The sequence below is a fragment of the Pseudomonas sp. P110(2024) genome, assembly GCF_057480795.1.
In genome coordinates, this window is the sequence record NZ_JBLIYT010000008.1 from 281,214 (window position 1) to 307,626 (window position 26,413).

A 26,413-nucleotide genomic window follows, 5' to 3' on the forward strand; every position below is an offset into this window, starting at 1 on the left:
CTGTGGAGAGAAGTGCTTGGACAGAGTGTTCATCGAAGGCCTGGAAGTCGATACCGTCATCGGTGCCTATGACTGGGAGCGGGATATTCGCCAATGCCTGCGCCTTGACCTGAGTTTCGCCTGGGACAACCGCCCGGCGGCGGCCGGTGACGACCTGTCGCTGGCCCTGGACTACGCCAGTGTCTCGGCGCGCGTCCAGGCCTTCGCCGAGCAGGCGCGCTTCGAACTGGTGGAGACCTTTGCCGAGCGTCTGGTGGCCGTACTGATGGAAGAGTTCAAGATCCCGTGGGTGCGGCTGAAACTGACCAAGCCGGGTGCGGTGCCTGCGGCCCGGGGCGGCGTTGGCGTGGAGATCGAGCGCGGATGTCTCTGAGTACCGTATATCTCGGGCTGGGTAGCAACATCGACCGCGAGCGGCACCTGTGCGCCGGGCTCGATGCCCTGGCTGCGATACTCATCGACATGCGTTGCTCGCCGGCGTTCGAAAGCCAGGCAGTGGGTATCAAGAGCGGGCCATTCATCAACTTCGTGGTGACCGGCAAGACCGACCTGCCGCTGCTGGAGCTGGACCGCCGGCTGAAGTTCATCGAAGCGGAAAATGGCCGCTACGCACCCGACCGCAAGGGCCTTCCGCTGGATATCGACGTGCTGCTGTACGACGATCTGCATGGCACCTTCAACGGCTTGGTGCTGCCGCGGGCGGAGATCCTGAAGAACGCGTTCGTGCTGTGGCCCTTGTCTTTGCTGGCGCCCCAACGGGTGCACCCTGGGGTCGGCAAGCCCATGGCGCAGTTGTGGGAAGAGGCGAGCATCGATCAGGTACTGGCGCCGGTGCCGTTCGAGTGGCGTGGGCTGCAACTCACGCAGGTCTGAGCCGCACTTGCGATCGCGGAGCAAGCCCTCTTCCACCAATCGGACTTGCTCCCTGCGATGGGCTCACTGCTGCGTGTAGGCCTTCAGCGCCTCAAGCCTTTGCGCCTTCAGCGCCTCCCCCAAGGCTTGGCCGGTCAGCCCCTGTTGCACAAGCGGCTTCACATCCACGGCCCGAGCCGCCGCAGCTGCATCGCGCAGATACCTGCCTTGTGGATAACTCGAGTCCACTGCCGCCATTTCACACGCGGCAATGAAGTCGTCGAAACGCTGCGGCCGACGATACACATCAAACTTCTGCAGCATTTCCAGCAGGCTTGTCGGCTCAAGTGCCAGAGCTTGATCGGCCTGTTCGGCGAACTCCCCCACCAGTATCGCCAGTTCCTGGCATTCGCGTGGGACCTTGAAGCGCTGGTTGAGTGCTTTGATCGCCGTTGATTCCAATCCGCGCAGCAGGCAAGCCCAACGCACAGGCAGGGATTGCTGGTGCCTAGCCGCCTGGTGCAGTGCAGTCAGTGTATCGGTGCCGTGCTCCAGCTCTGGCATCAGCTCTTTCAGTGCGCCGCAACTGCGCAGCACCTCGACGAACACCTGTGGCTCGTTTTCCATCAATGCCCGTTCGATCTCCTTCCAGCTGCGTTCGGCAGTAAGCGCCTGCAGTTCGCCCGACTCGGCGATCTGCCGCATGAGGGCAAGGGTTTCGTCGGCCACCTCGAAACCCAGAGGTGCATAGCGCGCCGCAAAGCGCGCAACACGCAACACTCGCAGTGGATCTTCTGCGAATGCCGGGGAAACATGGCGAAGGATTCGGTTATCCAGGTCTGCCTTGCCGTGGTAGGGGTCGTACAGCTGGCCGTGTTCGTCCTCGGCCATGGCGTTGATGGTTAGGTCGCGGCGAATCAGGTCTTCTTCGAGGGTGACGTCGGGGCTTGCGTGGAAGGTGAAACCGCCATAACCGCGCCCGCTCTTGCGCTCGGTGCGGGCCAGGGCGTACTCCTCACCGGACCTGGGGTGAAGAAAAACCGGAAAATCCGCGCCCACCGGGCGGTAGCCCAGGGCCTGCATCTGTTCGACGCTGGCGCCAACCACCAGCCAGTCGACGTCGCTGACCGGACGGCCGAGCAGGCGGTCACGTACAGCGCCGCCAACCTTGTAGATCTGCATGTGAAACCTCCTTTTCTGCCGACAGGATACCCTGTCGGCAGAAATGGAGGTGTGTGATGGCTAGAGGTGGTGTACCACGGCCAGGTCCATGCGTCCGTAGTCGCCGGCCTCGCTGTGCTCGCTGCGCGGTGGCATGTGGTGGGTCTTCATCACCTGATCGCCCTGCACGGTCTCCAGGTGAATGTCGAAGCCCCACAGGCGGTGCAGGTGCTTGAGCACCTCCTCGGTGGAGTCGCCCAGGGGTTTGCGGTTGTGCTGCTGGTGGCGCAAGGTCAGCGAGCGGTCGCCACGCCGGTCGATGCTCCAGATCTGCACGTTGGGCTCGCGGTTGCCCAGGTTGTACTGCGCGGCCAGCTGCTCGCGGATGGTGCGGTAGCCGTCCTCGTCATGGATCGCCGGCACCAGCAGGTCGTCGCGCTGGTCGTCGTCGAGGATGCTGAACAGCTTGAGGTCACGCATCACCTTGGGTGACAGGTACTGCAGGATGAAGCTCTCATCCTTGAAGCTGCTCATGGCGAACTTGATCGTCGACAGCCAGTCGCTGCCGGCGATGTCCGGGAACCAGCGGCGATCCTCCTCGGTAGGGTGCTCGCACATGCGGCGGATGTCGGTGTACATGGCAAAGCCCAGGGCATAGGGGTTGATACCGCTGTAATACGGGCTGTCGAAGCCTGGCTGGAACACCACGCTGGTGTGCGACTGCAGAAACTCCATCATGAAGCCTTCGGTGATCAGCCCCTCGTCGTAGAGGTCGTTCATCAGGGTGTAGTGCCAGAAGGTCGCCCAGCCTTCGTTCATCACCTGGGTTTGGCGCTGCGGGTAGAAATACTGGGCGATCTTGCGCACGATGCGCACCACTTCGCGCTGCCAGGGCTCCAGCAGCGGGGCGTGCTTCTCGATGAAGTAGAGGATGTTCTCCTGGGGTTCTGCCGGGAAGCGCGCGTCGTCTTTCTCGCCGCCCTTTTCGGCGCCCTTGGGGATGGTGCGCCAGAGGTCGTTGATCTGCCGTTGCAGGTGCTCTTCGCGCTCCTTCTGCCGGCGGCGTTCTTCCTCGGCGGAAATGGGGTAGGGGCGCTTGTAGCGGTCCACGCCGTAGTTCATCAGGGCATGGCAGGAGTCGATCAGGTCCTCGACGGCATCGATGCCGTGGCGCTCCTCGCATTGGGCGATGTACTGCTTGGCGAACACCAGGTAATCGATGATCGAGCTGGCGTCGGTCCAGGTGCGGAACAGGTAGTTGCCCTTGAAGAAGCTGTTGTGGCCGTAGCAGGCGTGGGCGATCACCAGTGCCTGCATGCACATGGTGTTCTCTTCCATCAGGTAGGCGATGCACGGATCGGAGTTGATCACGATCTCGTAGGCCAAGCCCATCTGGCCACGGCTGTAGGACTTCTCGGTACTGAGGAACTGCTTGCCGTAGGACCAGTGGTGATAGCCCAGCGGCATGCCCACCGAGGCGTAGGCGTCCATCATCTGCTCGGCGGTGATCACTTCGATCTGGTTGGGGTAGGTGTCCAGGGCGTAGCGGGCGGCCAGGCGACTGATCTCGCGGTCGTAGGTCTGGATCAGCTCGAACGTCCATTCGGAACCGGTGGAAATGGGCTGGCGTCTCTGCTCTCTGGCGGTCATGTGGCTAACCTGCGCTGGAAGAGTTCACGGAAGACCGGGTAGATGTCGCCGGCCGATACCAACTGCTGCTGGGCGAAGGTGTCGGGGAACGCCTCGCCGATGCGCTCGTATTCGTACCACAGCGCCTGGTGTTCGCGTGGGGTGATCTCGACGTAAGTGTAGTACTGCACGTGCTGCATGATCTGATTGGCGAGAATGTCGCGGCAGATCGGCGAGTCGTCGTTCCAGTTGTCGCCGTCCGAGGCCTGGGCGGCGTAGATATTCCAGTCACTGGCCGGGTAACGCTCGGCCATGATTTCCTGCATCAGCTTGAGCGCGCTGGAGACGATGGTGCCGCCGGTCTCGCGGGAATAGAAGAACTCTTCCTCGTCCACTTCGCGGGCGCTGGTGTGATGGCGGATGAACACGACCTCGATGCGGTCGTAGTTCCGCTTGAGGAACAGGTACAGCAGGATGAAGAAGCGCTTGGCGATGTCCTTGGTGGCCTGGGTCATGGAGCCGGACACGTCCATCAGGCAGAACATCACCGCCTTGGAGCTGGGGTTGGGCTGCTTGACCAGCAGGTTGTACTTCAGGTCGAAGGTGTCGAGAAACGGCAGGCGGTTGATGCGCGCCTTTAGGCGTTCGATCTCGCTCTCGGTGTCCTGGATGTCGGTGAAGTTGTCCGGTTCCTCGACCTTGAGCCGCTCCAGTTCCTTTTGCGCCTCGCGCAACAGGGCACGGCTGCTGCCGGTCAGGGCTATGCGCCGGGCGTGGGCAGAGCGCAGGGTGCGCACGATGTTGATGCGCGACGGGTTGCCCTCGTTGGCAATGCCTGCGCGCACGGTCTTGAAGGTGTCGGCCCCGGTCAGGTGACGCTTGACCAGGTTGGGCAGCTCCAGGTCCTCGAACATGAATTCGAGGAATTCTTCCTGGGTGATCTGGAACACGAAGTCGTCCATGCCTTCGCCGGAGTTGCCCGCCTTGCCGCGGCCACCGCCACCGCCACCACCTTGTGGCCGGGCGATGTGTTCGCCGGCGGTGAATTCCTTGTTGCCGGGATGGACGATGGTCTGCTTGCCGCCGCGACCGTGGTGCAGCACGGGTTCATCGATGTCGCGACCCGGGATGCTGATCTGTTCGCCATGCTCCATGTCCATGATGGAGCGGCGACTCACGGCCTCTTCGACGGCCTTCTTGATGTGTTCACGGTAACGCCGCAGGAAGCGCTGGCGGTTGACCGTGCTCTTGTTCTTGCCGTTCAGGCGTCGGTCGATTACGTAGCTCATGGTCCCTCCGGTAGCTGGGAACAGCTGCACGCTTCAAGCTACGAGCTGCACGTAAAAGCAGCCGCCGCCGCCCGGGCTGGCAAGGCCAGCCTCGGACGCACGGCGTGTAGCGTGTCGCTTTATTGCGATTTCCTGACCCGCAGGTACCATTCCGACAGCAGTCGAACCTGCTTGTCGGTGTAGCCACGCTCCACCATCCGGGTGACGAAGTCGTTGTGCTTCTGTTGATCCTCCTTGCTGGCCTTGGCGTTGAAACTGATGACCGGCAGCAGGTCCTCTGTGTTGGAGAACATCTTCTTCTCGATCACCACCCGCAGCTTCTCGTAGCTGAGCCAGCTGGGGTTCTTGCCGTTGTTGTTGGCCCGGGCGCGCAGCACGAAGTTGACGATCTCGTTGCGGAAGTCCTTCGGATTGCTGATGCCAGCTGGCTTCTCGATCTTCTCCAGCTCCTCGTTGAGGGCGATGCGGTTGAGGATCTCGCCGGTTTCCGGGTCGCGGTATTCCTGGTCCTGGATCCAGAAGTCGGCGTACAGCACATAGCGGTCGAAGATGTTCTGGCCGTATTCGCTGTAGGACTCCAGGTAGGCGGTCTGGATCTCCTTGCCGATGAACTCGATGTAGCGCGGCGCCAGGTATTCCTTCAGGTAGCGCAGGTAGCGCTCGCGCACCTCGGCCGGGAACTGTTCCTGCTCGATCTGCTGCTCCAGCACATACAGCAGGTGCACCGGGTTGGCCGCCACCTCGTGAGGGTCGAAGTTGAACACCTTGGAGAGGATCTTGAAGGCGAAGCGGGTCGACAGGCCGTTCATGCCCTCGTCGACGCCCGCGGCGTCGCGGTACTCCTGGATCGACTTGGCTTTCGGGTCGGTGTCCTTGAGGTTCTCGCCGTCGTACACGCGCATCTTCGAGTAGATGTTGGAGTTCTCGGGCTCTTTCAGGCGCGAGAGCACGGTGAACTGGGCCAGCATCTTCAAAGTGTCAGGCGCGCAATGGGCCTTGGCCAGGGAGCTGTTGACCAGCAGCTTGTCGTAGATCTTGATCTCGTCACTGACACGCAGGCAGTACGGCACCTTGACGATGTAGATCCGGTCGATGAAGGCCTCGTTGTTCTTGTTGTTGCGGAAGGTATGCCACTCCGATTCGTTGGAGTGGGCCAGCAGGATCCCGGAGTAGGGGATCGCGCCCAACCCCTCGGTGCTGTTGTAGTTGCCTTCCTGGGTCGCGGTGAGCAACGGGTGCAGGACCTTGATCGGCGCCTTGAACATCTCGACGAATTCCATCAGGCCCTGGTTGGCCCGGCACAGCGCGCCCGAATAGCTGTAGGCGTCGGCGTCGTTCTGCGGGAATTCCTCGAGCTTGCGGATATCCACCTTGCCCACCAGGGCCGAGATGTCCTGGTTGTTCTCGTCGCCCGGCTCGGTCTTGGCGATGGCGATCTGGTTGAGGATGGACGGGTAGAGCTTGACCACCCTGAACTTGCTGATGTCGCCGCCGAATTCCTGCAGGCGCTTGGTGGCCCAGGGCGACATGATGGTGTTGAGGTAGCGGCGCGAGATGCCGTATTCCTCTTCGAGGATCTGGCCGTCCTCGGCGGCGTTGAACAGGCCCAGGGGCGATTCGAACACCGGCGAGCCCTTGATGGCGTAGAACGGCACCTTCTCCATCAGCTGCTTGAGTTTCTCGGCCAGCGACGATTTACCGCCGCCCACCGGGCCCAGCAGGTAGAGGATCTGTTTCTTCTCTTCCAGGCCTTGGGCGGCGTGGCGGAAGTAGGAGACGATCTGGTCGATGCACTCTTCCATGCCATGGAAGTCGGCAAAGGCCGGATAACGACGGATCACCTTGTTGGAGAAGATCCGCGACAGCCTGGAGTTGCTTGAGGTGTCGATCAGCTCTGGTTCGCCGATGGCCAGCAACAGCCGCTCGGCCGCCGAGGCATAGGCACTGCGATCCTCTTTGCACAGCTCGAGGTACTCCTGCAGCGAAAGTTCTTCCTGGCGGGTGGACTCGAAACGTTGTTGGAAGTGGCTAAAAATGCTCATGACGTCACCTCGCTCGATACGTGGAGACGACGCCGGATCAGTCAGCTGATGCTGGCATGCAACCGGGCTCGCCGATTGCTGTATACCCCCCAGAACACCTTGGAACGCTACCGATGACCCGCACGCCGGTGTACCGGCTCTCCCCTTTTTTGGATGGCCTGGGCTTAAGGATAGTTGGTTATACGCAAGGTCAAGGGCAGGGAGCCGAGAAGACGCCTGCGACCGTTCGTCAGGTCGGGCGCAAGCCCGCGCCGAGCGCGGGCTGGAGGAAAAATGAAAAAATTATTCGGCGCTGCCCTGGGCGGTTTCCGCCGGGTAGGTGTTGCGCCACAGCTCGAAGCCACCATCGATGCTGTAGACGTTGGAGAAGCCCTGGCCGACCAGGTAGGCGGCGGCGCTCTGGCTGGAATTGCCGTGGTAGCAGACAACCAGTGTAGGCGCGTCCAGGTCGGCGTTGCGGATGAAATCGGCAACCGAGTGATTATCCAGATGAGTGGCGCCGGCGATGTGCCCGGCGGCAAAGGCCTGCGGGTCGCGAATGTCGACCACGACCGCGCCTTGCGCACGCAATTCGAGGGCTTGCTCGGGGGTAATGCGCTTGAATTCGCTCATGGGTGCGGTTCCTTCAGGGATGTTCATTGAGTGGCGCCGGCGGGCGTGGGGTGCCCTCGCGGGTGCAGTCGCAGCGGTGGAGTTCACCACTGTCGACATTGTACAGGGTCATCGCGCCGCCCCAGACGCAGCCGGTGTCCAGGGCGATCACGCCGGGCACGTCGACACGGCCTTCGAGGGCGGCCCAGTGGCCGAAGAGGATCTTCACATGGCGCGAGCGACGGTCCGGGTGGGCAAACCACGGCTTGTAGCCCTTGGGGGCGCTGTCGGCGCCCTCCTTGGTCTTGAGGTCGAGCTTGCCGGCGGCGGTGCAGAAGCGCATGCGGGTGAAGTAGTTGGTGATCACCCGCAGGCGTTCGACGCCGGCCAGGTCCTTGCTCCACTTGTTCGGCTCGTTGCCGTACATGCCGTCCAGGTACAGCTTCAGGCGGCTGTCGTCGCGCAGCACTTCCTCGACCTCGGCAGCCAGCTCCAGCGCTTTGCCCAGGGTCCATTGCGGCGGGATGCCAGCATGGACCATGGCGATGCCACGGACTTCGTCGTAGTGCAGCAGCTTCTGTTGGCGCAGCCAGTCCAAGAGCTGGTCGGCGTCCGGGGCTTCGATGATCTCGCGCAGGGTGTCGCTTTTCTTCAGCCGCTCGACGTTGTGCCCGGCCGCCAGCAGGTGCAGGTCGTGATTGCCCAGCACGCAGACCAGCGCCTGGCGGATCGAATAGAGGTAGCGCAGGGTCTCGAGGGACTCGGGGCCGCGGTTGACCAGGTCGCCCACCAGCCAAAGACGGTCGACCGCCGGGTTGAAGCGCACGCGTTCGAGCAGGCACTTGAGCGGTTGTAGGCAGCCTTGCAGGTCGCCGACTGCATAGGTGGCCATCAGTGCAGGGCCCCAGGCACGGCAAGGCGGAATGGGGCAATTGTGGCGTCGAAGCGCTTGCCGTCTTCGGCGAACATCTGGTAGCTGCCCTGCATGGTGCCGACGCGGGTGCTGATGACCGCGCCGCTGCTGTAGGTGTGGCTTTGGCCGGGCTCGATCAGCGGCTGCTGGCCAATCACGCCGGCGCCACGCACTTCCTCGACTTCGCCGTCACCGTTGGTGATCAGCCAGTGGCGGGACATCAGCTTGGCGGTGACCGTGCCGTTGTTCTGTACGGTGATGGTGTAGGCGAAGGCGAAACGGCTGCTTTCGGGGTCGGATTGTTCTTTGAGGTAGCGGGTCACGACGCTGACGTCGATCTGATAGCGGGGGTCGGACATGCAAGGGCCTTGGGCGAACTGACGCAATAACGCAGTCTAGGCCATTGGCGGGGGTGGAGGCCAGTTATCACTGACCGCAGGGCAAGCCCGCTCCCACGCAGAGAGCGGGCGCGTGGTCAGCCCTGCTGTTCGGCCAGCTTGTCGGCCAGACGCACGAAGGCGGCCAGGTCCAGCTGTTCGGGGCGCAGGCTGCCGTCGACGCCGGCGGCTTCGATGGCCGCGCTGTCGAGCAGGCCTTTCAGGGTGTTGCGCAGGGTCTTGCGGCGCTGGTTGAACGCCTCGCGTACTACCTGTTCCAGCAGCCGTGCATCCTTGGCCGGGTGTGGCAGCACTGCGTGCGGCACCAGGCGGACGATGGCCGAGTCCACTTTCGGCGGCGGGTTGAAGGCGCCAGGGCCAACGTTGAACAGGTGCTCGACCCGGCAGTGGTACTGCACCATGATCGACAAACGGCCCCAGTCACCGCCACCCGGGCCTGCAGCCATGCGCTCGACCACTTCCTTTTGCAGCATGAAGTGCATGTCGCGGATCAGCCCGGCATGGCTGAGCAGGTGGAAGATCAGCGGGGTGGAGATGTTGTAGGGCAGGTTGCCGACCACCTTGAGGCTGCGCTCAGGCACGCCCAGCTGGTTGAAGTCGAACTTCAGGGCATCGCCCTGGTGCAGGCGGAAGTTGTCGCGCCCGGCGAACTTGTGTTGCAGGATCGGCACCAGGTCTTTGTCCAGCTCCACCACGTCCAGCTGTGCGCCGCTACCCAGCAGGCCCTCGGTCAGGGCGCCCTGGCCGGGGCCGATCTCCAGCAGGTGTTCGCCGGCCTTGGCGTTGATCGCCCGCAGGATGCGATCGATGATTCCGGCGTCGTGCAGGAAGTTCTGGCCGAAGCGCTTGCGCGCCCGGTGTTGATAGTGCTCGGTCATGGTCGGTTCTCGGCCATCTGGTAGGCGGTTTCCAATGCGACGCGCAGGCTGCCGGTGTCGATCCGGCCGGTGCCGGCCAGGTCCAGGGCGGTGCCGTGGTCGACCGAGGTACGGATGATCGGCAGGCCCAGCGTCACGTTGACCGCGGCGCCAAAGCCCTTGTACTTGAGTACGGGCAGGCCTTGGTCGTGGTACATCGCCAGCACCGCGTCGCAGTGCTCCAGATATTTGGGGGTAAACAGGGTATCGGCCGGCAGCGGACCGTGCAGGTCCATGCCTTCGGCGCGCAGGCGCTGCAGCACCGGCTCGATGATGTCGATTTCTTCGCGGCCCAGGTGGCCGCCTTCTCCGGCATGCGGATTGAGCCCGCAGACCAGGATGCGTGGGTTGGCGATGCCGAACTTGTCGCGCATGTCCGCATGCAGGATGCGGGTGACGCGCTCCAGGCGTTCGCCAGTGATGGCGTCGGCGATATCGCGCAGGGGCAGGTGGGTGGTCACCAGGGCCACGCGCAATCCTCGGGTGGCCAGCATCATCACCACTTGCGCGGTGTGGGTGAGGTCGGCGAGGAATTCGGTGTGCCCGGAGAAGGCGATCCCGCTCTCGTTGATCACACCCTTGTGCACGGGGGCGGTGATCATCCCGGCGAACTGCCCGTCGAGGCAGCCCTGGCCGGCCCGGGTCAGTGTCTCCAGGACGAAAGCGGCGTTGGCCTTGTCCAGCTGCCCGGCCAGCACCGGGTTGGCCAGTGGCGTGTCCCAGACGTACAGGCTGCCGGTGGGGGCTGGCAGGCTGGGGAAACTGTCGGGGGTGACGGGTAGCAGGCTGACGGCCAGCCCCAGCTGCGCGGCCCGCTCGGCGAGCAGGTCACGGCTGGTGATGGCGATCAGGGGGTGGGGCTGGGCCTCGGCGGCGAGCAGCAGGCACAGGTCGGGACCTATGCCGGCCGGCTCGCCGGGCGTGACGGCGAAGCGCTGGGGCTTCACTGGGCGGCCTGGTCAGCGCCAGGCAGCTTGATTTCAACGTAGGCTTCGTCGCGGATCTGGCGCAGCCAGTTCTGCAGCTCTTCGTCGTACTTGCGGTTGCGCAGGACGTTCATGGCCTGCTGCTCGCGCGCCTGCTCGGTGCTGTCGGTGGCGCGGCGGCCCAGCACTTCCAGCACATGCCAGCCGTATTGGGTCTTGAACGGCTTGGTCACCACGCCTTGCTGGGCGTTGGCCATCTGCTCGCGGAACTCCGGCACCAGGCTGTTCGGGTCGACCCAGTTGAGGTCGCCGCCGTTGAGCGCGGAGCCCGGGTCTTCCGAGAAGCTCTTCGCCAGTTCGGCGAAGTCTTCACCGTTTTGGATCCGGTCGTACAGACGCTCGGCCAATTGCTCGGTGGCGGCTTCGCTGCGGATCTCGCTAGGCTTGATCAGGATGTGGCGCACATGCACTTCGTCGCGCAGGATGCTCTCGCTGCCGCCACGCTTCTCCTCGAGTTTGAGGATGATGAAGCCGTTGGGGATGCGGATCGGCTGGGTAATGTCACCAATGGCCATGCTGCTGAGCATCTTGGCAAAGTCAGGTGGCAGCTGGCCGGCCTTGCGCCAGCCCATCTCGCCGCCTTCCAGGGCGTTCTCGCTGGCGGAGCGCTCAATGGCCATCTGACCGAAGTCCTTGCCCTGCCGGAGTTGCTGGTAGACATCGCCGACCTGGCGGGCGGCGGCCTGGATGGCTTCCGAGTTGGCGCCTTCCGGGGTCGGGATAAGGATGTTGGCCAGGCGGTACTCTTCCGACATCTGCATCTTGCCCAGGTCCGAGTTGAGGAAGTTCTTCACTTCCTGCTCGGACACCTGGATACGCTCGGCCACGCGACGTTGACGTACGCGGCTGATGACCATCTCGCGCTTGATCTGCTCGCGGGCATCGTCGTACGACAGGCCATCGTGGGCCAGGGCGGCGCGGAACTGCTCCAGCGACATGCCATTGCGCTGGGCAATGGTGGCGACGGCCTGGTTCAGCTCTTCGTCGGTGATGCGGATGCCCGAGCGCTCGCCGATCTGCAGTTGCAGGTTTTCGACGATCAGGCGCTCCAGCACCTGCTGTTGCAGGGCGGCGGCAGGTGGCACACCGCCGCCACGCTTGGCGATGGTCTGCTGCACTTCGCGCACGCGCTGGTCCAGCTGGCTCTGCATGACCACGTCGTTGTCGACGGTGGCCACGATGCGGTCGATGGGCTGTACCGCGGCATGCACCGCGCCACTCAGCATTGCGGCGCCCAGCATCAGCGGGCGCAGACGATCAATAAGCTTGCTCTTCACGTGTACGGTAACCTTGAATGCCTTGGTCCAGGAACGATTCGACCTTGTTGCCGACTACACCACCGAGCCCTTTGAGCACGATCTGCAGGAAGATGCCGTGGTCGCCCTTCTCGTTGTTCGGGACGGCTTGGCTGAAGTCGTCGTAGTCGATCCAGTAGCGGTTGATCAGACGCAGTTTCCAGCAGCAGTTGTCATATTCGAAACCACCCATCGCTTCAAGGGTGCGGTTGCGGTTGTAGTCATGCTGCCAGCGACCGATCACGCTCCACTGTGGCACGATCGGCCAGATGACCGAGAAATCGTGCTGCTGGATCTTGTAGTAATCCTTGATGTAGTTCGGATCGCCAGGGGTGCCATAGTCACCACCGCCGACTTTCCAGAGGCCAGTCGCCGAATCGTAGGTGATCAGGTCGTTGCGATAGCGATAGCCAAGGTTGACGACCTTGTTCGGATTGTCTTCAGGCTGGTAGTGGAACATAGCGCTGCCCGAGCGGGTGCTGTGGCTGTCCGGATCCCAGTTGAAGTCCGAGTTGAAACGCCAGTCGCGGTTGAAGGCGTACTCGTATTCCAGTGCGTACGGCGAGACATCTGATTTGCTGTCCGCGCGGGTGCGATAGTCGATGCCAGGAAGTTGGACCTTGCGATCCTTGAAGTAGAACGCCTGGCCGATGCTGAAACGCTGGCGCTGGAAGCCATTGTCCTCGATCCAGCGGTTGGTCACGCCCAGCGACAGCTTGTTCTCGTCGCCGATGCGGTCGGTGCCACTGAAGCGGTTGTCGCGGAACAGCGAGGAATAGTTGAACGTGTTCTCGCCCGTGTCGAACAGTGGAATGTCTTTCTGGTCCTTGTACGGAACATAGAGGTAGAACAGCCGCGGTTCGAGGGTCTGGCGGTAGTTCGTACCGAACAGCTGGGTATTGCGGTCGAAGTAGAGGCCACTGTCGACACTGAAGATCGGAATGTCGCGGTTCAACGAGCTGCTGTAGCTGCCGTAGGCGGGGTTCGCTGACTGCGCGATAGCCTGAGCCTTGCCTTGGCTATCCAGGTCCAGGTCGTAGTTGGTGTAGACGTACTTCAACTTCGGCGTGACGAAGCCATAGCTGGCTTGCATCGGCAGGCTGATCGCCGGGGCGAAGTTGAGGCGGGTGCCGTTGGCGCGAGCGATACCGGAAACGTTGTCGTCCAGGCGACGGCCAGGAATACCACCTGCGGAAGTGTCCGGATTGCCGTCCTTGTCCCTTACGAAATCGTTCTTCAGGTCACGGTCGAAGCGCACGGCCTCGGTCTCGTAGCTCAGATCGAAGCCGCCCGGATGGAACGGCAGCATGCCATTGAAGGTGACCTGCGGAAGCTTGTCGTACGGGGTGATCTGCGAGATGGTCGCCATCTCGTAGGCATGCACATTCAGGCCTGCGGTATAGCTGTCGCCCCGGTAGGTCAGTGTGCCGCGTTGGTTCAGGATGTCCCGGCTCTGTACGCCGATCTGGTCGGTTTCCAGGTCCTGGAAGTAGAACGGATCGCTGATGTCGGTGTAATCCACCTCGGTCATCAGGCGCTCGTCCAGGCCGCCCTTGTGCTGCCAGTTGACCATCCAGCGATCTTTCTTGTAATCGGTCTGCTTCTCGCGGTCGTCGTCCTGATCGCTCAGGAAACCACCGCCGAACTGGCCTTCGCTGGACTTGGTCAGGTAGCGGAACTCACCTTCCATCAGCATGCCGCGCTTGGCCATGTAGCGCGGGTACAACGTGGCGTCGTAGTTAGGCGCCAAGTTGAAGTAGTACGGGGTGACCAGCATGAAGCCGGTGTCGCTGCTGGAGCTGAACGATGGCGGCAGGAAGCCGGACTGGCGACGGTCGTCGATCGGGAAGTAGATGTACGGTGTGTAGAACACCGGGAAATCCTTGACCCGCAGCGTCACGTTGGTCGCGGTGCCGAAGCCGGTGGCCGGGTTCAGGGTGATGTTGTTGCCCTTGAGCTGCCACGCGTTGCTGCCCGGCTCACAGGTGGTATAGGTACCGTCCTTGAGGCGGATGATGGCGTTCTCGGCGCGCTTGGCGTACAGCGCGTTGCCGCGGATGTGCGACTTGTGCATCACGTATTCGGCGTTGTCGACCCGGGCTTCGCCGGTATCGAGCTGGATCTGCGCCTCGTCACCGACCACCAGCGAGCCGTTGTCGCGGATCTTGACGTTGCCCTTGAGCTCGCCCCGGTTCTCGGCCTGATACAGGTTGGCCTCATCGGCCTCGGCCTGCATGCTGCCCTGGCGCATGACCACGTCACCGGCGAGGGTGGCGATCTGCTGCTCCTGCTGGTACTTGGAGACCTTGGCGTTGATGTAGGTGGGCGACTCGTCCTTGGGCGTGGAGTCGTTCATGCCCGGGCGGGTCGGCTCGATGTAGGCGCCGCCGCAGTACGGGCCGGTCTCGGCCAGCTGCGCAGCGGTGAGCTTCTCGCGCGGGACCCAGTCCAGGTGGCTATAGTCTTCGCTACGCGACTTCAGGCCGCGGCCCTTGGCCTCGGTGACCAGCATCGGCTTCTCGGCCTCGGTCGCGGCGACTTCGCCAGGCGCTTCGGCGCCCGAGCTGGCAGCGGCTGCGCCCGGATGAACCGGGCGCGGAGGCAGGTTGGCGGCGGTCTTGGGCTTGCAGTCCCAGCCACCGGCGGCGGACACTTGGCAGTCGAACTGCTCGGCCGCCACCACGTACGACGTGGCCAGGGGTTGCAGGGCCAGCAGACCGCCAGTCACCAACAACGGAAACTTCCTACGAAACGCGGGGGATTTCAATGCCATCTTATTAGTCCGGGCTTCCTGCGTGCCATCTGCCCGCGTGTGGGGGCCGCACGCCTCTCGATGGTCTGAAAAAGATGCTGGATAATAAAGCATGACCCGCTTGACGGCTAGGGCCGTCGGAGAACCCTCGTAATGCCCGATCACGATGTACGCCTGCAACAACTGACCGCCTGGCTCACCGGGCAACTGGAGAGCCTGTTCCGTAGCAACGCCTGGGGCGAAGTGCCCACCGGCAGCCTGACCGCCGCCAGCAGCGATGCGAGTTTCCGCCGTTACTTCCGCTGGGAGGGCGCCGGCCACAGCTTCGTGATCATGGATGCGCCGCCGCCGCAGGAAAATTGCCGCCCGTTCGTCGATATCGACCACCTGCTGGCCACGGCGGGCGTGAACGTGCCGGTCATTCATGCCCAGGACCTGGAACGTGGCTTCCTGCTGCTGGGCGATCTGGGCCGCCAGACATACCTGGACATCATTGATTCGGACAACGCCGACGCACTGTTCGCCGATGCCATCGATGCGCTGCTGGCGTTCCAGCGTCTGCCGATGGACGCGCCACTGCCCAGCTACGATGATGCCCTGCTGCGCCGCGAGGTGGAGCTGTTCCCCGAGTGGTACGTGGGCCGTGAGCTCGGCCTGACCTTCAGCGAAGCGCAGCAGGCCACCTGGCAACGGGTCAGCCAGGTGCTGATCGACAGCGCCCTGGCCCAGCCCAAGGTGCTGGTGCACCGCGACTACATGCCGCGCAACCTGATGCACAGCGCCCCCAACCCGGGCGTGCTGGATTTCCAGGATGCCGTCTACGGCCCGGTGACCTACGACATCACCTGCCTGTTCAAGGATGCCTTCCTCAGCTGGCCGCAGCCGCGCGTGGAGGGCTGGCTGCGTGGCTATTGGGAAAAGGCCCGCGCCGCCGGTATCCCGGTGCAGTCCGAGTTTGAAGCATTCCACCGCGCCAGCGACCTGATGGGCGTGCAGCGCCACCTCAAGGTCATCGGTATCTTTGCCCGTATCTGCCACCGTGACGGCAAGCCGCGCTATCTCACCGACGTGCCACGCTTCTTCGCCTACATAGATGAAGTGATCGCTCGCCGTCCCGAACTGGCCGAGCTGGGGCAACTGATTGCCGAGCTCAAGGGCGAGGCGCGTTCATGAAGGCAATGATCCTGGCGGCAGGCAAGGGCGAGCGCATGCGCCCGCTGACCCTGCATACGCCCAAGCCGCTGGTGCCCGCCGCCGGCAAGCCGCTGATCGAGTATCACCTCGAGGCGCTGGCCCGCGCCGGTATTCGTGAAGTGGTCATCAACCATGCCTGGCTCGGCCAGCAGATCGAGGACCATCTGGGCGATGGCAGCCGCTTCGGCCTGCGCATTCGCTACTCGGCGGAGGGCGAGCCACTGGAAACCGGTGGCGGGATCTTCAAGGCGTTGCCCCTGCTGGGGGATGCGCCGTTCCTGTTGGTCAACGGTGATGTCTGGACCGACTACGACTTCACTGGCCTGAATGCTCCCCTGCAAGGGCTGGCACACCTGGTACTGGTGGACAATCCCGGTCATCACGGACGTGGCGACTTCCGCCTGGCGGATGGCCAGGTGAGCGATGGTGACGACGCCCCGGGAACGCTGACCTTCAGCGGTATCTCGGTGCTGGACCCGGTGCTGTTCGAAGGCTGCCAGTCCGGCGCGTTCAAGCTGGCCCCGTTGCTGCGCAAGGCCATGGCCGACGGTCGAGTGAGTGGTGAGCACTACCGTGGCCACTGGATCGATGTCGGCACCCTCGAGCGCCTGGCCGATGTCGAGCGCCTGATCGGCGAGCGTGCCTGACATGTGGTGGCCGAGCACAGTGATTGGTGCCGGTGCCGGTTTCGCCGTGGCCAGCATTCCGGGTGCGTTGCTGGGGGCGTTGCTGGGACAGGCCATGGATCGGCGTCTGCGACTGCAGGGCTGGGAGGATGTGCGCGAGCGTCTGGGCGGTCGCCCGGCGCTGCGTGACGAGGAGCTGCTGTTCGTCCTGCTCGGGCGCCTGGCCAAGAGCGATGGCCGGGTGGTCGAGGGGCATATCCAGCAGGCGCGTCAGGAAATGTCGCGTCTGGACCTGGCGGAGCCTGCGCGGATGCGGGCGATTGCCGCGTTCAACCGCGGCAAGTCGGGCAAGGGGCGGCTGGGGCACTACCTGCGCCGGATCAAGCTGCAGCCTCATGGCCCCGAGGGTACCTTGCGTGCCTGCTGGCGGATGGTCTGGGCCGATGGCAAGGCAGGTCGCCAGGAGCGTGACCTGTTGCTGGGCTGGGGGCAGCAGTTGGGCCTCAGTCGCAACCAGGTGCAGGCCATGTCGCTGGAATATGAACCGCGCAAATCGGCGATCGAAGGCGGTGCCATGACCTATGCGGCGGCATTGAGGCTGCTGGGGGTGGAGCCGGACACCGAGGCGGACAAGGTCAAGCAGGCCTATCGACGTTTGCTCAGCCGGCATCACCCGGACAAGTTGGTGGGCAGCGGTGCCAGTGAGGCCAAGGTGCGCGAGGCGACCGAGCATACCCGCGAGTTGCATCAGGCCTATGCCATGATTCGCAAGCGGCGCGGGCTTTAGGTTTGCCATCGTGGGGCAGGCCCGCTCCCAGATTGTTGGAGTTGGCTTGTCCCTCGATACGCCTCACTCTTCCTTGGGCTTCAGCCAGCCGCGCACCCGGCGCAACAATTGCTCCTGCTCGGCGGCCTTGTTGCCCGGAACGACCATCAGCGACAGCTGCCGGTACTGGCTGTTTTTCTCGCGCTTGCTGGCTTGCAGGCGCTGTTGGGCGGCCAGGCGATCCTGGGTTCGGGTTGTGTAGTACAGATCCGCCGTCGGCACCTTCAAAGTTGGCGTCACGCTCAGCAGGTCGTGCTCCACCCTTGCCGGCGTCTGTGCGGCGACCATCACCAGCTTCTGTACCTGGGGCGGCTGTTTCTCGCTGAGGTAGCGTGCGGCCCAGTACGCGCCACTGCCGTTGCCCAGCAGCACGATGCTGCGCGCTTTCTGCTGCTGGGCATAGGCCACGGCGGCGTCGAGGCGTGCGAAGATGCGTTGGGCATCCTCCTCGCTGGTGTGCTCGTCGGCCTCGACCGCGTCGGTGCTGTCGGCCGCGTCCGCCTCGGGCGCAGTGGCCTGGGCGACATTGGCGTTGGCATCGGCTGGCGTGTCCTTGGCCGGGGCCGACTCGCCTTCTTCCTTTTTCGGTTCGATCACCGGCTTGGCTTCGACACGGGCCTGCGGGCGTTCTGCCAGCAGGTCGGGCAGGCTCACGCTCAGGGTGCTCCATCCGACATCGGGGAAGCCACGGCGCAGCGGGCCGACGGTGGTTGGCCAGTCGGCGCTTTCGCCGGCACCGGGCACAATGATCAGCGCGCCTTGCGGATCGCTGTCGTTGGCCGGCTTCCACAGCGCCAAGAAGTTCTCGCCATTGGCCTGCAAGGTCTGTTGCTCGGCCTTGGGCACCTGGCGCTCCAGGGCCAGGGCATCGTCCTGGCTACGTTCGAGCAGCGGTGGACGGGGAGCAGGGGTGGCCGCCTCTGTGGCGGCCTGCGGTGCTTCGGCGTCGGCGGCCTGAGCGCCGAGCGGCAGGAGCGAAGCCAGGCAGAACATTGCCAGCGTCGTGCGATAAAGTGTGAACATCGATCAATCCAAGGCCAGAATCATACCGGCAGCCTAATGGTATTTGCCCGCGACGGCCACGCCAGGCGGCCGTCATTGCCAAGACGAGCGTAGAGATGAAGCGAGTGTGTTGCCTGTGGGTTATCGGCTGGTTGTGTCTACCCTTGATCGCCCTGGCAAAGCCGCAGGCGCCGCCACCTGTGGTGCTGGAGCCGGCCCAGCAGCAGTGGCTGGATGAGCACCGCGGCCTGCGCGTCGGCCTGGTGCTGCAGGCCCCCTATGCCCAGTTCGACCGCCGTCTGCAGCAATTCTACGGGGCCAACGTCGAACTGGTCGGTGCCCTGTCCCAGGCATTACGGCTGGATCTGACCTGGCGCGGCTTCCCGGACCAGGCCGCGCTGGAGCACGCGTTGCAGGCGGGCGAGATCGATTTCGCCCCGGGCCTGACCCAGACCCCCGCCAGCCTGCGGCTGTGGCTGTTCAGTGACCCTTATATGCGTGTGCCGCAACTGGTGGTCGGGATGCGCAGTGGCGCGGTGGCCGTGGATCTGGAGAAGCTGACCGCCAACGAGCGGGTGGCTGTGCGCATGCCAGGAGCCCTTGCGGACTACCTGCGGAGCAATTACGGCAATCTCAACCTGCAGGGCGTACCCAATGAGCGGGAGGCGCTGCAGCTGGTGCTGGGCGGGCAGGCCAGCTTCGCCGTGCTGGATGAAGCGCAGCTGAGCCGGCTTTCCCGCGAAGGCGAGTTTGCAGACCTGGCAGTGGTGGGCGATATCGGCTTGCCGCAGTTGCTGCGGGTCGGCTCGCGACGCGACTGGCCCGTGCTCGCCGATATCCTCGAACGCGCCTTGCAGGCGCTGCCGGCCAAGACCTTGGAGCAAATGCACCAGCGCTGGCTGCAGCCCAAGTACCCGCGTTTTTCCGAATCGGCCGGCTTCTGGCAGAACCTAGCCCTGCTGTTCGGCCTGCTGCTGCTGTGTGCCCTGGCCACCCTGTTCTGGCAGCGTCGCCAGCAGCGCGGCCTGGAGCGGGGCTTGCTGGCGGCCCGGGAGAGTCTGGTGGAGCGTCAGGTGCGCGAGGAGGCCTTGCGCCTGAGCCAGTTCTCCATCGACCAGAGCACGGTGGGCATCCTCTGGGTCAACTGGGACAGCCATGTGCGCTACGCCAACCATGCCGCCGAGCGTATGCTGGGCTTCGCCGAGGGGGCGTTGCTGGAGCGGCCGCTGGTCGATATCGAGCCGAATCTGAAGATGGATCGCTGGCTGGAGCTGTGGAAGCGCGCCCGCACCGGGGGCGACAGTGAGCAGCAGTTCGAAAGCCAGTGCCGGCGCGCCGATGGCAGTCTGTTTCCGGTCGAGTTGTCGCTGTCGTTCCTGCGTTTTCGCGATGCGGAGTACCTGGTGGTGTTCCTCGCCGATGTCACTGAGCGCCGGCGCGACCTGGCCGCGTTGCGCGAAAGCGAGGCAAGGCTCAAGGGTATTGCCGGCAATGTGCCGGGGCTGGTGTTCCGCCTGGAGCGTGACCCGGCCGAGGGCGACCCGGAGTTCCCCTACATCAGCGAAGGCAGCGAGGCGTTGGTCGGTTATACCCCAGCGGCGATCCAGCACCCGCAGATGGGGCTGCGCAACCTGGTCCATCCCGAGGACCGCGCCGACTATCACCGGGTCCAGGACCTGGCCCTGGCCAGCGACCGGGATTGGTCGTGGCAGGGCCGTATCCTCACTCGCCAGGGTGAGCAGCGCTGGGCCGACATCAAGGCGACCACGCGGCGCCTGGCCGATGGGCGCATGGTGTGGGATGGTGTGGTCTGGGACATCACCCAAGGCAAGCAGGCCGAGCTGGCCCTGGCCGCCTCCCAGGAGCAACTGCGTGAGTTGTCGGCGCACCTGGAAAGCGTGCGCGAGGAGGAAAAGGCCCGCATCGCCCGTGAGGTGCATGACGAACTCGGGCAGATGCTCACGGTGCTCAAGCTCGAGGTGTCGATGTGCGAGCTGGCCTACGCCGAGCTGGATGCCGGGCTGCATGAGCGCCTGGCTAGCATGAAGCGTCTGATCGCCCAACTGTTCCAGGTGGTGCGTGACGTCGCCACTGCGTTGCGCCCGCCGATTCTCGATGCCGGAATCGCCTCGGCCATCGAGTGGCAGGCACGGCGTTTCGAGGCCCGCACGCAGATCCCCTGCCTGGTCGAGGTCCCGGAGCAACTGCCGCCCTTGAGCGATGCCAAGGCCATCGGCCTGTTCCGCATCCTCCAGGAAGCGCTGACCAACGTCATGCGCCATGCCCGGGCGCACACCGTGCAGATCGCCCTGGTCGAGGAGGGTGGGCAGTTGCGCATGACGGTCATCGACGATGGTGTGGGGTTCGCCGTCGATGCGGCCCGACCGACTTCGTTCGGCCTGGTGGGGGTGCGTGAGCGCGTGCTGATGCTGGGCGGCGACATGACCCTGGAAAGCGAGCCCGGCGAAGGCACCAGCCTGAGCGTGGCGATTCCTTTGGCGTAGGAGAGAACGATCGTGATTCGAGTGCTGGTGGCGGAAGACCACACCATCGTCCGTGAGGGCATCAAGCAGTTGATTGGCCTGGCCAAGGACATGCAGGTCGCCGGCGAGGCGGGCAATGGCGAGCAGTTGCTGGAGACTTTGCGCCATACCCCTTGCGAAGTGGTGCTGCTGGATATCTCCATGCCAGGGGTGAACGGCCTGGAGGCCATCCCGCGGATCCTGGCATTGAACAACCCGCCGGCGATCCTGATGCTGTCGATGCACGACGAGGCGCAGATGGCCGCGCGCGCGCTGAAGGCCGGGGCGGCGGGCTACGCCACCAAGGACAGCGACCCGGCGCTGCTGCTCACCGCGATTCGCCGGGTTGCCGGGGGCGGGCGCTATATCGACCCGAGCCTGGCCGACCGCATGGTCTTCGAGGTGGGGCTGACCGAAACCCGGCCGTTGCACACGCTGCTGTCCGAGCGCGAGTTCTCGGTGTTCGAGCGCCTGGCCCAGGGCGCCAATGTCAACGACATCGCCCAGCAGCTGGCGCTGTCGAACAAGACCATCAGCACCCACAAGGCGCGTTTGATGCAGAAGCTCAAGGTCAACTCGCTGGCGGAGTTGGTGAAGTATGCGATGGAGCACAAGCTGGTCTGATTGCGACATGCACCCGGCTGACACGGTTCTTTGTAGGAGCGGCCTTTCCGAGGCGTCGGACCGGTCGGAAAGGGCTGCGAAGCAGCCCCCGGGCTTCAGCTTTTATGCACATATTGCCGGGGCTGCTCTGCAGCCTATCGCGACACAAGGCCGCTGCTACAACGGAATGTGTCTGTCCTGAAAGCGCCATCCTTGTAGGGCAATCCCTACAGCAAGTCCTCCATCCGGATGATGGCAATCTCTCAGCCCCCCCGATTTGCGGGCGCTTGCGCCTCTTCTACGCTGTGCCCACGCAGTCATTCCAACAAGAAGGTGCAGGGCATGAGCGAGGCGAATTCGAACGAGACGCTGGTCAGCTTCCGAGGTGTGCAGAAGAGCTACGACGGCGAATCGCTGATCGTCAAGGACCTCAACCTGGACATCCGCAAGGGCGAGTTCCTGACCCTGCTCGGCCCGTCCGGCTCGGGCAAGACCACCAGCCTGATGATGCTGGCCGGCTTCGAGACCCCCACCGCCGGAGAGATCCAACTGGCCGGGCGCTCGATCAACAACGTGCCGCCGCACAAGCGCGACATCGGCATGGTGTTCCAGAACTACGCGCTGTTCCCGCACATGACCGTGGCCGAGAACCTGGCCTTTCCGCTGAGCGTGCGCAACCTGAGCAAGACCGACATCAGCGAGCGGGTCAAGCGCGTGCTCGGCATGGTCCAGCTCGACGCCTTCGCCAAGCGCTACCCGGGCCAGCTCTCCGGCGGCCAGCAGCAGCGCGTGGCCCTGGCCCGCGCCCTGGTGTTCGAGCCGCAGCTGGTGCTGATGGACGAACCGCTCGGCGCTCTGGACAAGCAACTGCGCGAACACATGCAGATGGAAATCAAGCATATCCACCAGCGCCTGGGTGTGACCGTGGTGTACGTGACCCACGACCAGGGCGAGGCGCTGACCATGTCCGACCGGGTGGCAGTGTTCCACCAGGGCGAGATCCAGCAGATCGCCGACCCGCGCACTCTCTACGAAGAACCGCGCAACACCTTCGTCGCCAACTTCATCGGCGAGAACAACCGCCTCAGCGGCACGTTGCTGGCCAGTGACGGCAATCGTTGCCAGGTGCAGTTGGCCCGGGGCGAGCGGGTCGAGGCGCTGGCGGTGAACGTCGGCCAGGCCGGCGAGCCGGTGACCTTGTCGATCCGCCCGGAGCGCGTGCGCCTGAACGGCCACAGTGAAAGCTGCGTGAACCGCTTCTCCGGCCGGGTGGCTGAGTTCATCTACCTGGGCGACCACGTGCGGGTGCGCCTGGAGGTTTGCGGCAAGGCCGATTTCTTCGTCAAGCAGCCGATCGCCGAGCTCGATCCGGCCCTGGCCGTGGGCGATGTGGTACCGCTGGGCTGGGCGGTGGAGCACGCCCGCGCGCTCGACCCGATTGCCGAAGCCCATTGATGGTTTGCTTCACCAACCCTGAACTGTGGAGAGAATAATAATGCGCAAGCAGTTGAAACTGACCGCCCTGGCCCTTGGCCTGTTCGCAGCCGGGCAGGCCCTGGCCGCGGACCTGACGGTGGTGTCGTTCGGTGGCGCCAACAAGGCGGCCCAGGTCAAGGCGTTCTACGAGCCATGGGAGAAGGCTGGCAAGGGCAAGATCGTCGCCGGGGAGTACAACGGCGAGATGGCCAAGGTGAAGGCCATGGTCGACACCAAGAGCGTGTCGTGGAACCTGGTGGAGGTGGAGTCGCCGGAGCTGGCGCGCGGTTGCGACGAGGGCATGTTCGAGGAGCTCGATCCGGCCCTTTTCGGCAAGGAGAGCGATTACGTGAAAGGCGCCATCCAGCCGTGCGGCGTGGGCTTCTTCGTTTGGTCCACGGTCCTGGCCTACAACGCCGACAAGCTCAAGACCGCGCCCACCAGTTGGGCAGACTTCTGGGACACGAAGAAATTCCCGGGCAAGCGCGGCCTGCGCAAGGGCGCCAAGTACACCCTTGAGTTCGCCCTGATGGCCGACGGCGTCGCGCCGAAAGAGGTGTACAAGGTGCTCGGCACCAAGGAAGGCCAGGACCGCGCCTTCAAGAAGCTCGACGAACTCAAGCCGAGCATCCAGTGGTGGGAAGCCGGCGCCCAGCCGCCGCAGTACCTGGCCTCGGGTGACGTGGTCATGAGCTCGGCCTACAACGGTCGTATTGCCGCGGTGCAGAAAGAAAGCAACCTCAAGGTCGTGTGGAACGGCGGCATCTACGACTTCGACGCCTGGGCCATCCCGAAAGGCGCCAAGGATGTGGAAGAGGCGAAAAAATTCATCGCCTACACCGTCCAGCCCGAGCAGCAGAAGACTTACTCCGAGAACATTGCCTACGGCCCGGCCAATTCCAAGGCCGTCCCGCTGCTGGCCGATGCGGTGAAGAAGGACATGCCGACCACGCCTGAGAACATCGCCAACCAGGTGCAGATCGACGTGGCCTTCTGGGCCGACAACAGTGAACAGCTGGAGCAACGCTTCAACGCCTGGGCGGCGAAGAAGTAACCCTGTAGGAGCGGCCTTGTGTCGCGACGGGGCGCGTAGCGGCCCCGGGATCTCGGCATCATGCATGCCCGCCGGGGCTGCTTCGCAGCCCATCGCGACGCAAGGCCGCTCCTCCAGGGTCCGCGCCAACCCAGTCCCCACCCCTGTTTCCCCCGGAGTTCGCCATGGCCATTGCAGTGCCCCTCAACGAAGGCGCGGGTAAAAGCCTCAAGCAGCGCCTCAAGCATGCCGAGCGGGTCAACCGCTGGAAGGCCCAGGCGTTGATCGCGCCGCTGGCGCTGTTCCTCCTGCTGGTGTTCCTGGTGCCGATCGCGGCGCTGCTGTACAAGAGCGTCGGCAACCCCGAAGTGGTCGCCGGCCTGCCGCGCACCGTCGAGGCGGTGGCGCAATGGGACGGCAAGAGCCTGCCCGGCGAGGAGGTCTACAAGGCCCTGAGCCAGGACCTGGCCGAGTCGCGCAAGAACCAGACCTTGGGTGACCTCTCCAAGCGCCTGAACATGGAGCTGGCCGGCTACCGCAGCCTGCTGGCCAAGACCGCGCGGGCGCTGCCGTTCAAGGACGAGCCCGCGTCCTATAAAGATGCCCTGCAAGCGCTGGACGAGCGTTGGGGCGACCCGGCCTACTGGCAGGCGATCCGCCGCAACACCAGCACGGTCACCTCCTTCTACCTGCTGGCCTCGGTCGATCATCGCATCGACGACCTTGGCGAACTGGCCAAGGCCACGCCTGACCAGGCCATCTACCTGGATATCTTTGCCCGCACCCTGTGGATGGGCGTGGTGATCACCGCCATTTGCCTGGTGCTGGCCTATCCCTTGGCGTACTTGCTGGCCAACTTGCCGACCCGGCAAAGCAACCTGCTGATGATCCTGGTGTTGCTGCCGTTCTGGACCTCGATCCTGGTGCGGGTGGCAGCGTGGATCGTATTGCTGCAGTCGGGTGGGCTGATCAACAGCGCGCTGATGGCCATCGGCATCATCGACCAACCGCTGGAACTGGTGTTCAACCGGACCGGCGTGTACATCTCGATGGTGCACATCCTGCTGCCGTTCATGATCCTGCCGTTGTACAGCGTGATGAAGGGCATCTCGCCCAGCTACATGCGGGCGGCGATTTCCCTGGGTTGCCATCCCTTCGCCAGTTTCTGGCGGGTGTACTTCCCGCAGACCTATGCCGGTGTCGGTGCCGGTTGCCTGCTGGTGTTCATCCTGGCCATCGGCTACTACATCACCCCGGCGCTGCTGGGCAGCCCGAACGACCAGATGGTCAGCTACTTCGTCGCCTTCTACACCAACACCAGCATCAACTGGGGCATGGCCACCGCCTTGGGCGGGCTGTTGCTGCTGGCGACCGTGCTGCTGTACCTGATCTATAGCTGGCTGGTCGGCGCCAGCCGTCTGCGCCTTAGCTGAGGAGCCTTGTCATGCTGAGCCCCTACATGTCGCCCGTGGAACGGGTGTGGTTCTACAGCCTGCGCATCCTGTGCGGTCTGATCCTGTTGTTCCTGGTACTGCCGGTGCTGGTGATCATCCCGCTGTCGTTCAACAGCGGGAGCTTCCTGGTGTATCCACTGCAAGGTTTTTCGCTGCACTGGTACCAGGACTTCTTCGCCTCCGCCGAATGGATGCGCGCCCTGAAGAACAGCATCATCGTGGCTCCGGCGGCCACGGTGCTGGCCATGGTGTTCGGCACCCTGGCGGCGATCGGCCTGACTCGGGGCGACTTCCCCGGCAAGTCGCTGGTGATGGCGCTGGTGATCTCGCCGATGGTGGTACCGGTGGTGATCATCGGCGTGGCCAGCTACCTGTTCTTCGCCCCATTGGGCATGGGCAACAGCTTCACCTCACTGATCCTGGTGCACGCGGTGCTGGGCGTGCCGTTCGTGATCATCACCGTGTCGGCGACGCTGCAGGGTTTCAACTACAACCTGGTGCGCGCGGCAGCTAGCCTGGGGGCCTCGCCATTGCTGGCCTTCCGTCGGGTGACCTTGCCGCTGATCGCCCCTGGGGTGATCTCCGGGGCGTTGTTCGCCTTCGCCACGTCGTTCGATGAGGTGGTTGTGACCCTGTTCCTGGCAGGGCCCGAGCAGGCAACCCTGCCACGGCAGATGTTCAGCGGCATACGCGAGAACCTGAGCCCGACCATCGCGGCGGCGGCCACCTTGCTGATCGCCTTCTCGGTGATCCTGCTGCTGACCCTGGAGTGGTTGCGCGGGCGCAGCGAGAAGCTCAGAACCCAGCAGCCAGCCTGACTGCCGCGAAAAGGGGCGCTTGGCGCCCCCTGTC

The 26,413-nt window shown here is 64.1% G+C and carries 23 protein-coding genes; 11 read left to right on the top strand and 12 right to left on the bottom strand.

From position 1 onward, the window contains the following. Positions 1-16: 16 nt before the first annotated feature. The gene (folB, locus tag AC25ND_RS15140; RefSeq protein WP_028689041.1) at positions 17-373 is read left to right on the top strand and encodes a dihydroneopterin aldolase; all 357 of its coding nucleotides are present in this window, start codon (positions 17-19) and stop codon (positions 371-373) included. Then, positions 364-873: a 2-amino-4-hydroxy-6-hydroxymethyldihydropteridine diphosphokinase gene (gene folK / locus AC25ND_RS15145; protein WP_028689040.1), complete on the top strand. Its 510-nt coding sequence runs from the start codon at positions 364-366 to the stop codon at positions 871-873. Before folB ends, folK begins: the two co-directional genes overlap by 10 nt. Before the next feature lie 63 nt (positions 874-936). Here the strand turns inward: folK and AC25ND_RS15150 are convergent, their stop codons facing one another. From AC25ND_RS15150 to AC25ND_RS15200, 11 genes are all read right to left on the bottom strand, one after another. Next, on the bottom strand, positions 937-2,034 hold the full coding sequence (locus tag AC25ND_RS15150) for a tRNA nucleotidyltransferase/poly(A) polymerase-related protein (protein WP_241411518.1): 1,098 nt from the start codon (positions 2,032-2,034) through the stop codon (positions 937-939). 60 nt (positions 2,035-2,094) lie between these two features. Then, complete coding sequence (locus tag AC25ND_RS15155) at positions 2,095-3,663, bottom strand: SpoVR family protein (protein WP_062362962.1); 1,569 nt, start codon at positions 3,661-3,663, stop codon at positions 2,095-2,097. Next, positions 3,660-4,931 (bottom strand): YeaH/YhbH family protein, encoded by a 1,272-nt coding sequence (locus AC25ND_RS15160; RefSeq protein WP_028689037.1) that lies wholly within the window; start codon positions 4,929-4,931, stop codon positions 3,660-3,662. Before AC25ND_RS15160 ends, AC25ND_RS15155 begins: the two co-directional genes overlap by 4 nt. A gap of 119 nt (positions 4,932-5,050) precedes the next feature. Then, the gene (locus AC25ND_RS15165; RefSeq protein WP_028689036.1) at positions 5,051-6,973 is read right to left on the bottom strand and encodes a PrkA family serine protein kinase; all 1,923 of its coding nucleotides are present in this window, start codon (positions 6,971-6,973) and stop codon (positions 5,051-5,053) included. Positions 6,974-7,255: 282 nt separating this feature from the next. Next, positions 7,256-7,585, bottom strand: coding sequence for a thiosulfate sulfurtransferase GlpE (gene glpE / locus AC25ND_RS15170; protein WP_028689035.1), 330 nt, complete (start codon positions 7,583-7,585; stop codon positions 7,256-7,258). A 13-nt stretch (positions 7,586-7,598) separates the two neighbouring features. Then, the gene (locus tag AC25ND_RS15175) at positions 7,599-8,456 is read right to left on the bottom strand and encodes a symmetrical bis(5'-nucleosyl)-tetraphosphatase (RefSeq protein WP_207852235.1); all 858 of its coding nucleotides are present in this window, start codon (positions 8,454-8,456) and stop codon (positions 7,599-7,601) included. Next, complete coding sequence (gene apaG, locus AC25ND_RS15180; protein WP_028689033.1) at positions 8,456-8,836, bottom strand: Co2+/Mg2+ efflux protein ApaG; 381 nt, start codon at positions 8,834-8,836, stop codon at positions 8,456-8,458. The genes AC25ND_RS15175 and apaG overlap by 1 nt, the downstream gene beginning before the upstream one ends. A gap of 116 nt (positions 8,837-8,952) precedes the next feature. Then, the gene (rsmA, locus tag AC25ND_RS15185; protein WP_028689032.1) at positions 8,953-9,753 is read right to left on the bottom strand and encodes a 16S rRNA (adenine(1518)-N(6)/adenine(1519)-N(6))-dimethyltransferase RsmA; all 801 of its coding nucleotides are present in this window, start codon (positions 9,751-9,753) and stop codon (positions 8,953-8,955) included. Continuing rightward, positions 9,750-10,739, bottom strand: a complete 990-nt coding sequence (gene pdxA / locus AC25ND_RS15190) for a 4-hydroxythreonine-4-phosphate dehydrogenase PdxA (RefSeq protein WP_486976416.1) — start codon at positions 10,737-10,739, stop codon at positions 9,750-9,752. The genes rsmA and pdxA overlap by 4 nt, the downstream gene beginning before the upstream one ends. Beyond that, positions 10,736-12,055 carry a peptidylprolyl isomerase gene (locus AC25ND_RS15195; RefSeq protein WP_028689030.1) on the bottom strand — a complete coding sequence of 440 codons (1,320 nt, stop codon included), beginning with the start codon at positions 12,053-12,055 and terminating at the stop codon, positions 10,736-10,738. The genes pdxA and AC25ND_RS15195 overlap by 4 nt, the downstream gene beginning before the upstream one ends. Further along, positions 12,036-14,846 carry an LPS-assembly protein LptD gene (locus AC25ND_RS15200; protein WP_186594681.1) on the bottom strand — a complete coding sequence of 937 codons (2,811 nt, stop codon included), beginning with the start codon at positions 14,844-14,846 and terminating at the stop codon, positions 12,036-12,038. Before AC25ND_RS15200 ends, AC25ND_RS15195 begins: the two co-directional genes overlap by 20 nt. A gap of 132 nt (positions 14,847-14,978) precedes the next feature. On the opposite strand from AC25ND_RS15200, the gene AC25ND_RS15205 reads away from it, so the two are divergent. The 3 genes from AC25ND_RS15205 to AC25ND_RS15215 are packed head-to-tail and all read left to right on the top strand — an operon-like array spanning position 14,979 to position 17,432. Beyond that, positions 14,979-15,998, top strand: a complete 1,020-nt coding sequence (locus tag AC25ND_RS15205) for an aminoglycoside phosphotransferase family protein (protein WP_062362974.1) — start codon at positions 14,979-14,981, stop codon at positions 15,996-15,998. Beyond that, a complete protein-coding gene (murU, locus tag AC25ND_RS15210; RefSeq protein WP_486976417.1) occupies positions 15,995-16,666 on the top strand; it encodes an N-acetylmuramate alpha-1-phosphate uridylyltransferase MurU in 672 nt (223 codons plus the stop codon). The genes AC25ND_RS15205 and murU overlap by 4 nt, the downstream gene beginning before the upstream one ends. A 1-nt stretch (position 16,667) precedes the next feature. Beyond that, complete coding sequence (locus tag AC25ND_RS15215) at positions 16,668-17,432, top strand: TerB family tellurite resistance protein (protein ID WP_028689026.1); 765 nt, start codon at positions 16,668-16,670, stop codon at positions 17,430-17,432. Between the two features lie 63 nt (positions 17,433-17,495). Here the strand turns inward: AC25ND_RS15215 and AC25ND_RS15220 are convergent, their stop codons facing one another. Continuing rightward, a complete protein-coding gene (locus AC25ND_RS15220; protein WP_349738165.1) occupies positions 17,496-18,494 on the bottom strand; it encodes an alpha/beta hydrolase family protein in 999 nt (332 codons plus the stop codon). Positions 18,495-18,589: 95 nt separating this feature from the next. On the opposite strand from AC25ND_RS15220, the gene AC25ND_RS15225 reads away from it, so the two are divergent. The 6 genes from AC25ND_RS15225 to AC25ND_RS15250 all read left to right on the top strand — a co-directional run bounded on the left by AC25ND_RS15225 (position 18,590) and on the right by AC25ND_RS15250 (position 26,379). Beyond that, entirely contained in the window at positions 18,590-20,977 is a 2,388-nt protein-coding gene (locus AC25ND_RS15225; RefSeq protein WP_280092410.1) for a PAS domain-containing sensor histidine kinase, read from the top strand. Between the two features lie 9 nt (positions 20,978-20,986). Continuing rightward, complete coding sequence (locus tag AC25ND_RS15230) at positions 20,987-21,619, top strand: response regulator (protein ID WP_175406173.1); 633 nt, start codon at positions 20,987-20,989, stop codon at positions 21,617-21,619. Between the two features lie 321 nt (positions 21,620-21,940). After that, positions 21,941-23,053, top strand: coding sequence for an ABC transporter ATP-binding protein (locus tag AC25ND_RS15235; RefSeq protein WP_028689022.1), 1,113 nt, complete (start codon positions 21,941-21,943; stop codon positions 23,051-23,053). Between the two features lie 40 nt (positions 23,054-23,093). Next, positions 23,094-24,128 (top strand): ABC transporter substrate-binding protein, encoded by a 1,035-nt coding sequence (locus AC25ND_RS15240; protein WP_028689021.1) that lies wholly within the window; start codon positions 23,094-23,096, stop codon positions 24,126-24,128. Between the two features lie 164 nt (positions 24,129-24,292). Then, on the top strand, positions 24,293-25,540 hold the full coding sequence (locus AC25ND_RS15245; protein WP_182322223.1) for an ABC transporter permease: 1,248 nt from the start codon (positions 24,293-24,295) through the stop codon (positions 25,538-25,540). An 11-nt stretch (positions 25,541-25,551) separates the two neighbouring features. After that, on the top strand, positions 25,552-26,379 hold the full coding sequence (locus tag AC25ND_RS15250) for an ABC transporter permease (protein ID WP_028689019.1): 828 nt from the start codon (positions 25,552-25,554) through the stop codon (positions 26,377-26,379). Positions 26,380-26,413 lie beyond the last annotated feature (34 nt).

Coding starts and splice junctions, on each gene's coding strand:
- folK (WP_028689040.1), top strand. CDS start 364: ATGTCTCTGAGTACCGTATATCTCGGGCTGGGTAGCAACATCGACCGC.
- AC25ND_RS15150 (WP_241411518.1), bottom strand. CDS start 2,034: ATGCAGATCTACAAGGTTGGCGGCGCTGTACGTGACCGCCTGCTCGGC.
- AC25ND_RS15155 (WP_062362962.1), bottom strand. CDS start 3,663: ATGACCGCCAGAGAGCAGAGACGCCAGCCCATTTCCACCGGTTCCGAA.
- AC25ND_RS15160 (WP_028689037.1), bottom strand. CDS start 4,931: ATGAGCTACGTAATCGACCGACGCCTGAACGGCAAGAACAAGAGCACG.
- AC25ND_RS15165 (WP_028689036.1), bottom strand. CDS start 6,973: ATGAGCATTTTTAGCCACTTCCAACAACGTTTCGAGTCCACCCGCCAG.
- glpE (WP_028689035.1), bottom strand. CDS start 7,585: ATGAGCGAATTCAAGCGCATTACCCCCGAGCAAGCCCTCGAATTGCGT.
- AC25ND_RS15175 (WP_207852235.1), bottom strand. CDS start 8,456: ATGGCCACCTATGCAGTCGGCGACCTGCAAGGCTGCCTACAACCGCTC.
- apaG (WP_028689033.1), bottom strand. CDS start 8,836: ATGTCCGACCCCCGCTATCAGATCGACGTCAGCGTCGTGACCCGCTAC.
- rsmA (WP_028689032.1), bottom strand. CDS start 9,753: ATGACCGAGCACTATCAACACCGGGCGCGCAAGCGCTTCGGCCAGAAC.
- AC25ND_RS15200 (WP_186594681.1), bottom strand. CDS start 14,846: ATGGCATTGAAATCCCCCGCGTTTCGTAGGAAGTTTCCGTTGTTGGTG.
- AC25ND_RS15205 (WP_062362974.1), top strand. CDS start 14,979: ATGCCCGATCACGATGTACGCCTGCAACAACTGACCGCCTGGCTCACC.
- murU (WP_486976417.1), top strand. CDS start 15,995: ATGAAGGCAATGATCCTGGCGGCAGGCAAGGGCGAGCGCATGCGCCCG.
- AC25ND_RS15215 (WP_028689026.1), top strand. CDS start 16,668: ATGTGGTGGCCGAGCACAGTGATTGGTGCCGGTGCCGGTTTCGCCGTG.
- AC25ND_RS15220 (WP_349738165.1), bottom strand. CDS start 18,494: ATGTTCACACTTTATCGCACGACGCTGGCAATGTTCTGCCTGGCTTCG.
- AC25ND_RS15225 (WP_280092410.1), top strand. CDS start 18,590: ATGAAGCGAGTGTGTTGCCTGTGGGTTATCGGCTGGTTGTGTCTACCC.
- AC25ND_RS15235 (WP_028689022.1), top strand. CDS start 21,941: ATGAGCGAGGCGAATTCGAACGAGACGCTGGTCAGCTTCCGAGGTGTG.
- AC25ND_RS15240 (WP_028689021.1), top strand. CDS start 23,094: ATGCGCAAGCAGTTGAAACTGACCGCCCTGGCCCTTGGCCTGTTCGCA.
- AC25ND_RS15245 (WP_182322223.1), top strand. CDS start 24,293: ATGGCCATTGCAGTGCCCCTCAACGAAGGCGCGGGTAAAAGCCTCAAG.
- AC25ND_RS15250 (WP_028689019.1), top strand. CDS start 25,552: ATGCTGAGCCCCTACATGTCGCCCGTGGAACGGGTGTGGTTCTACAGC.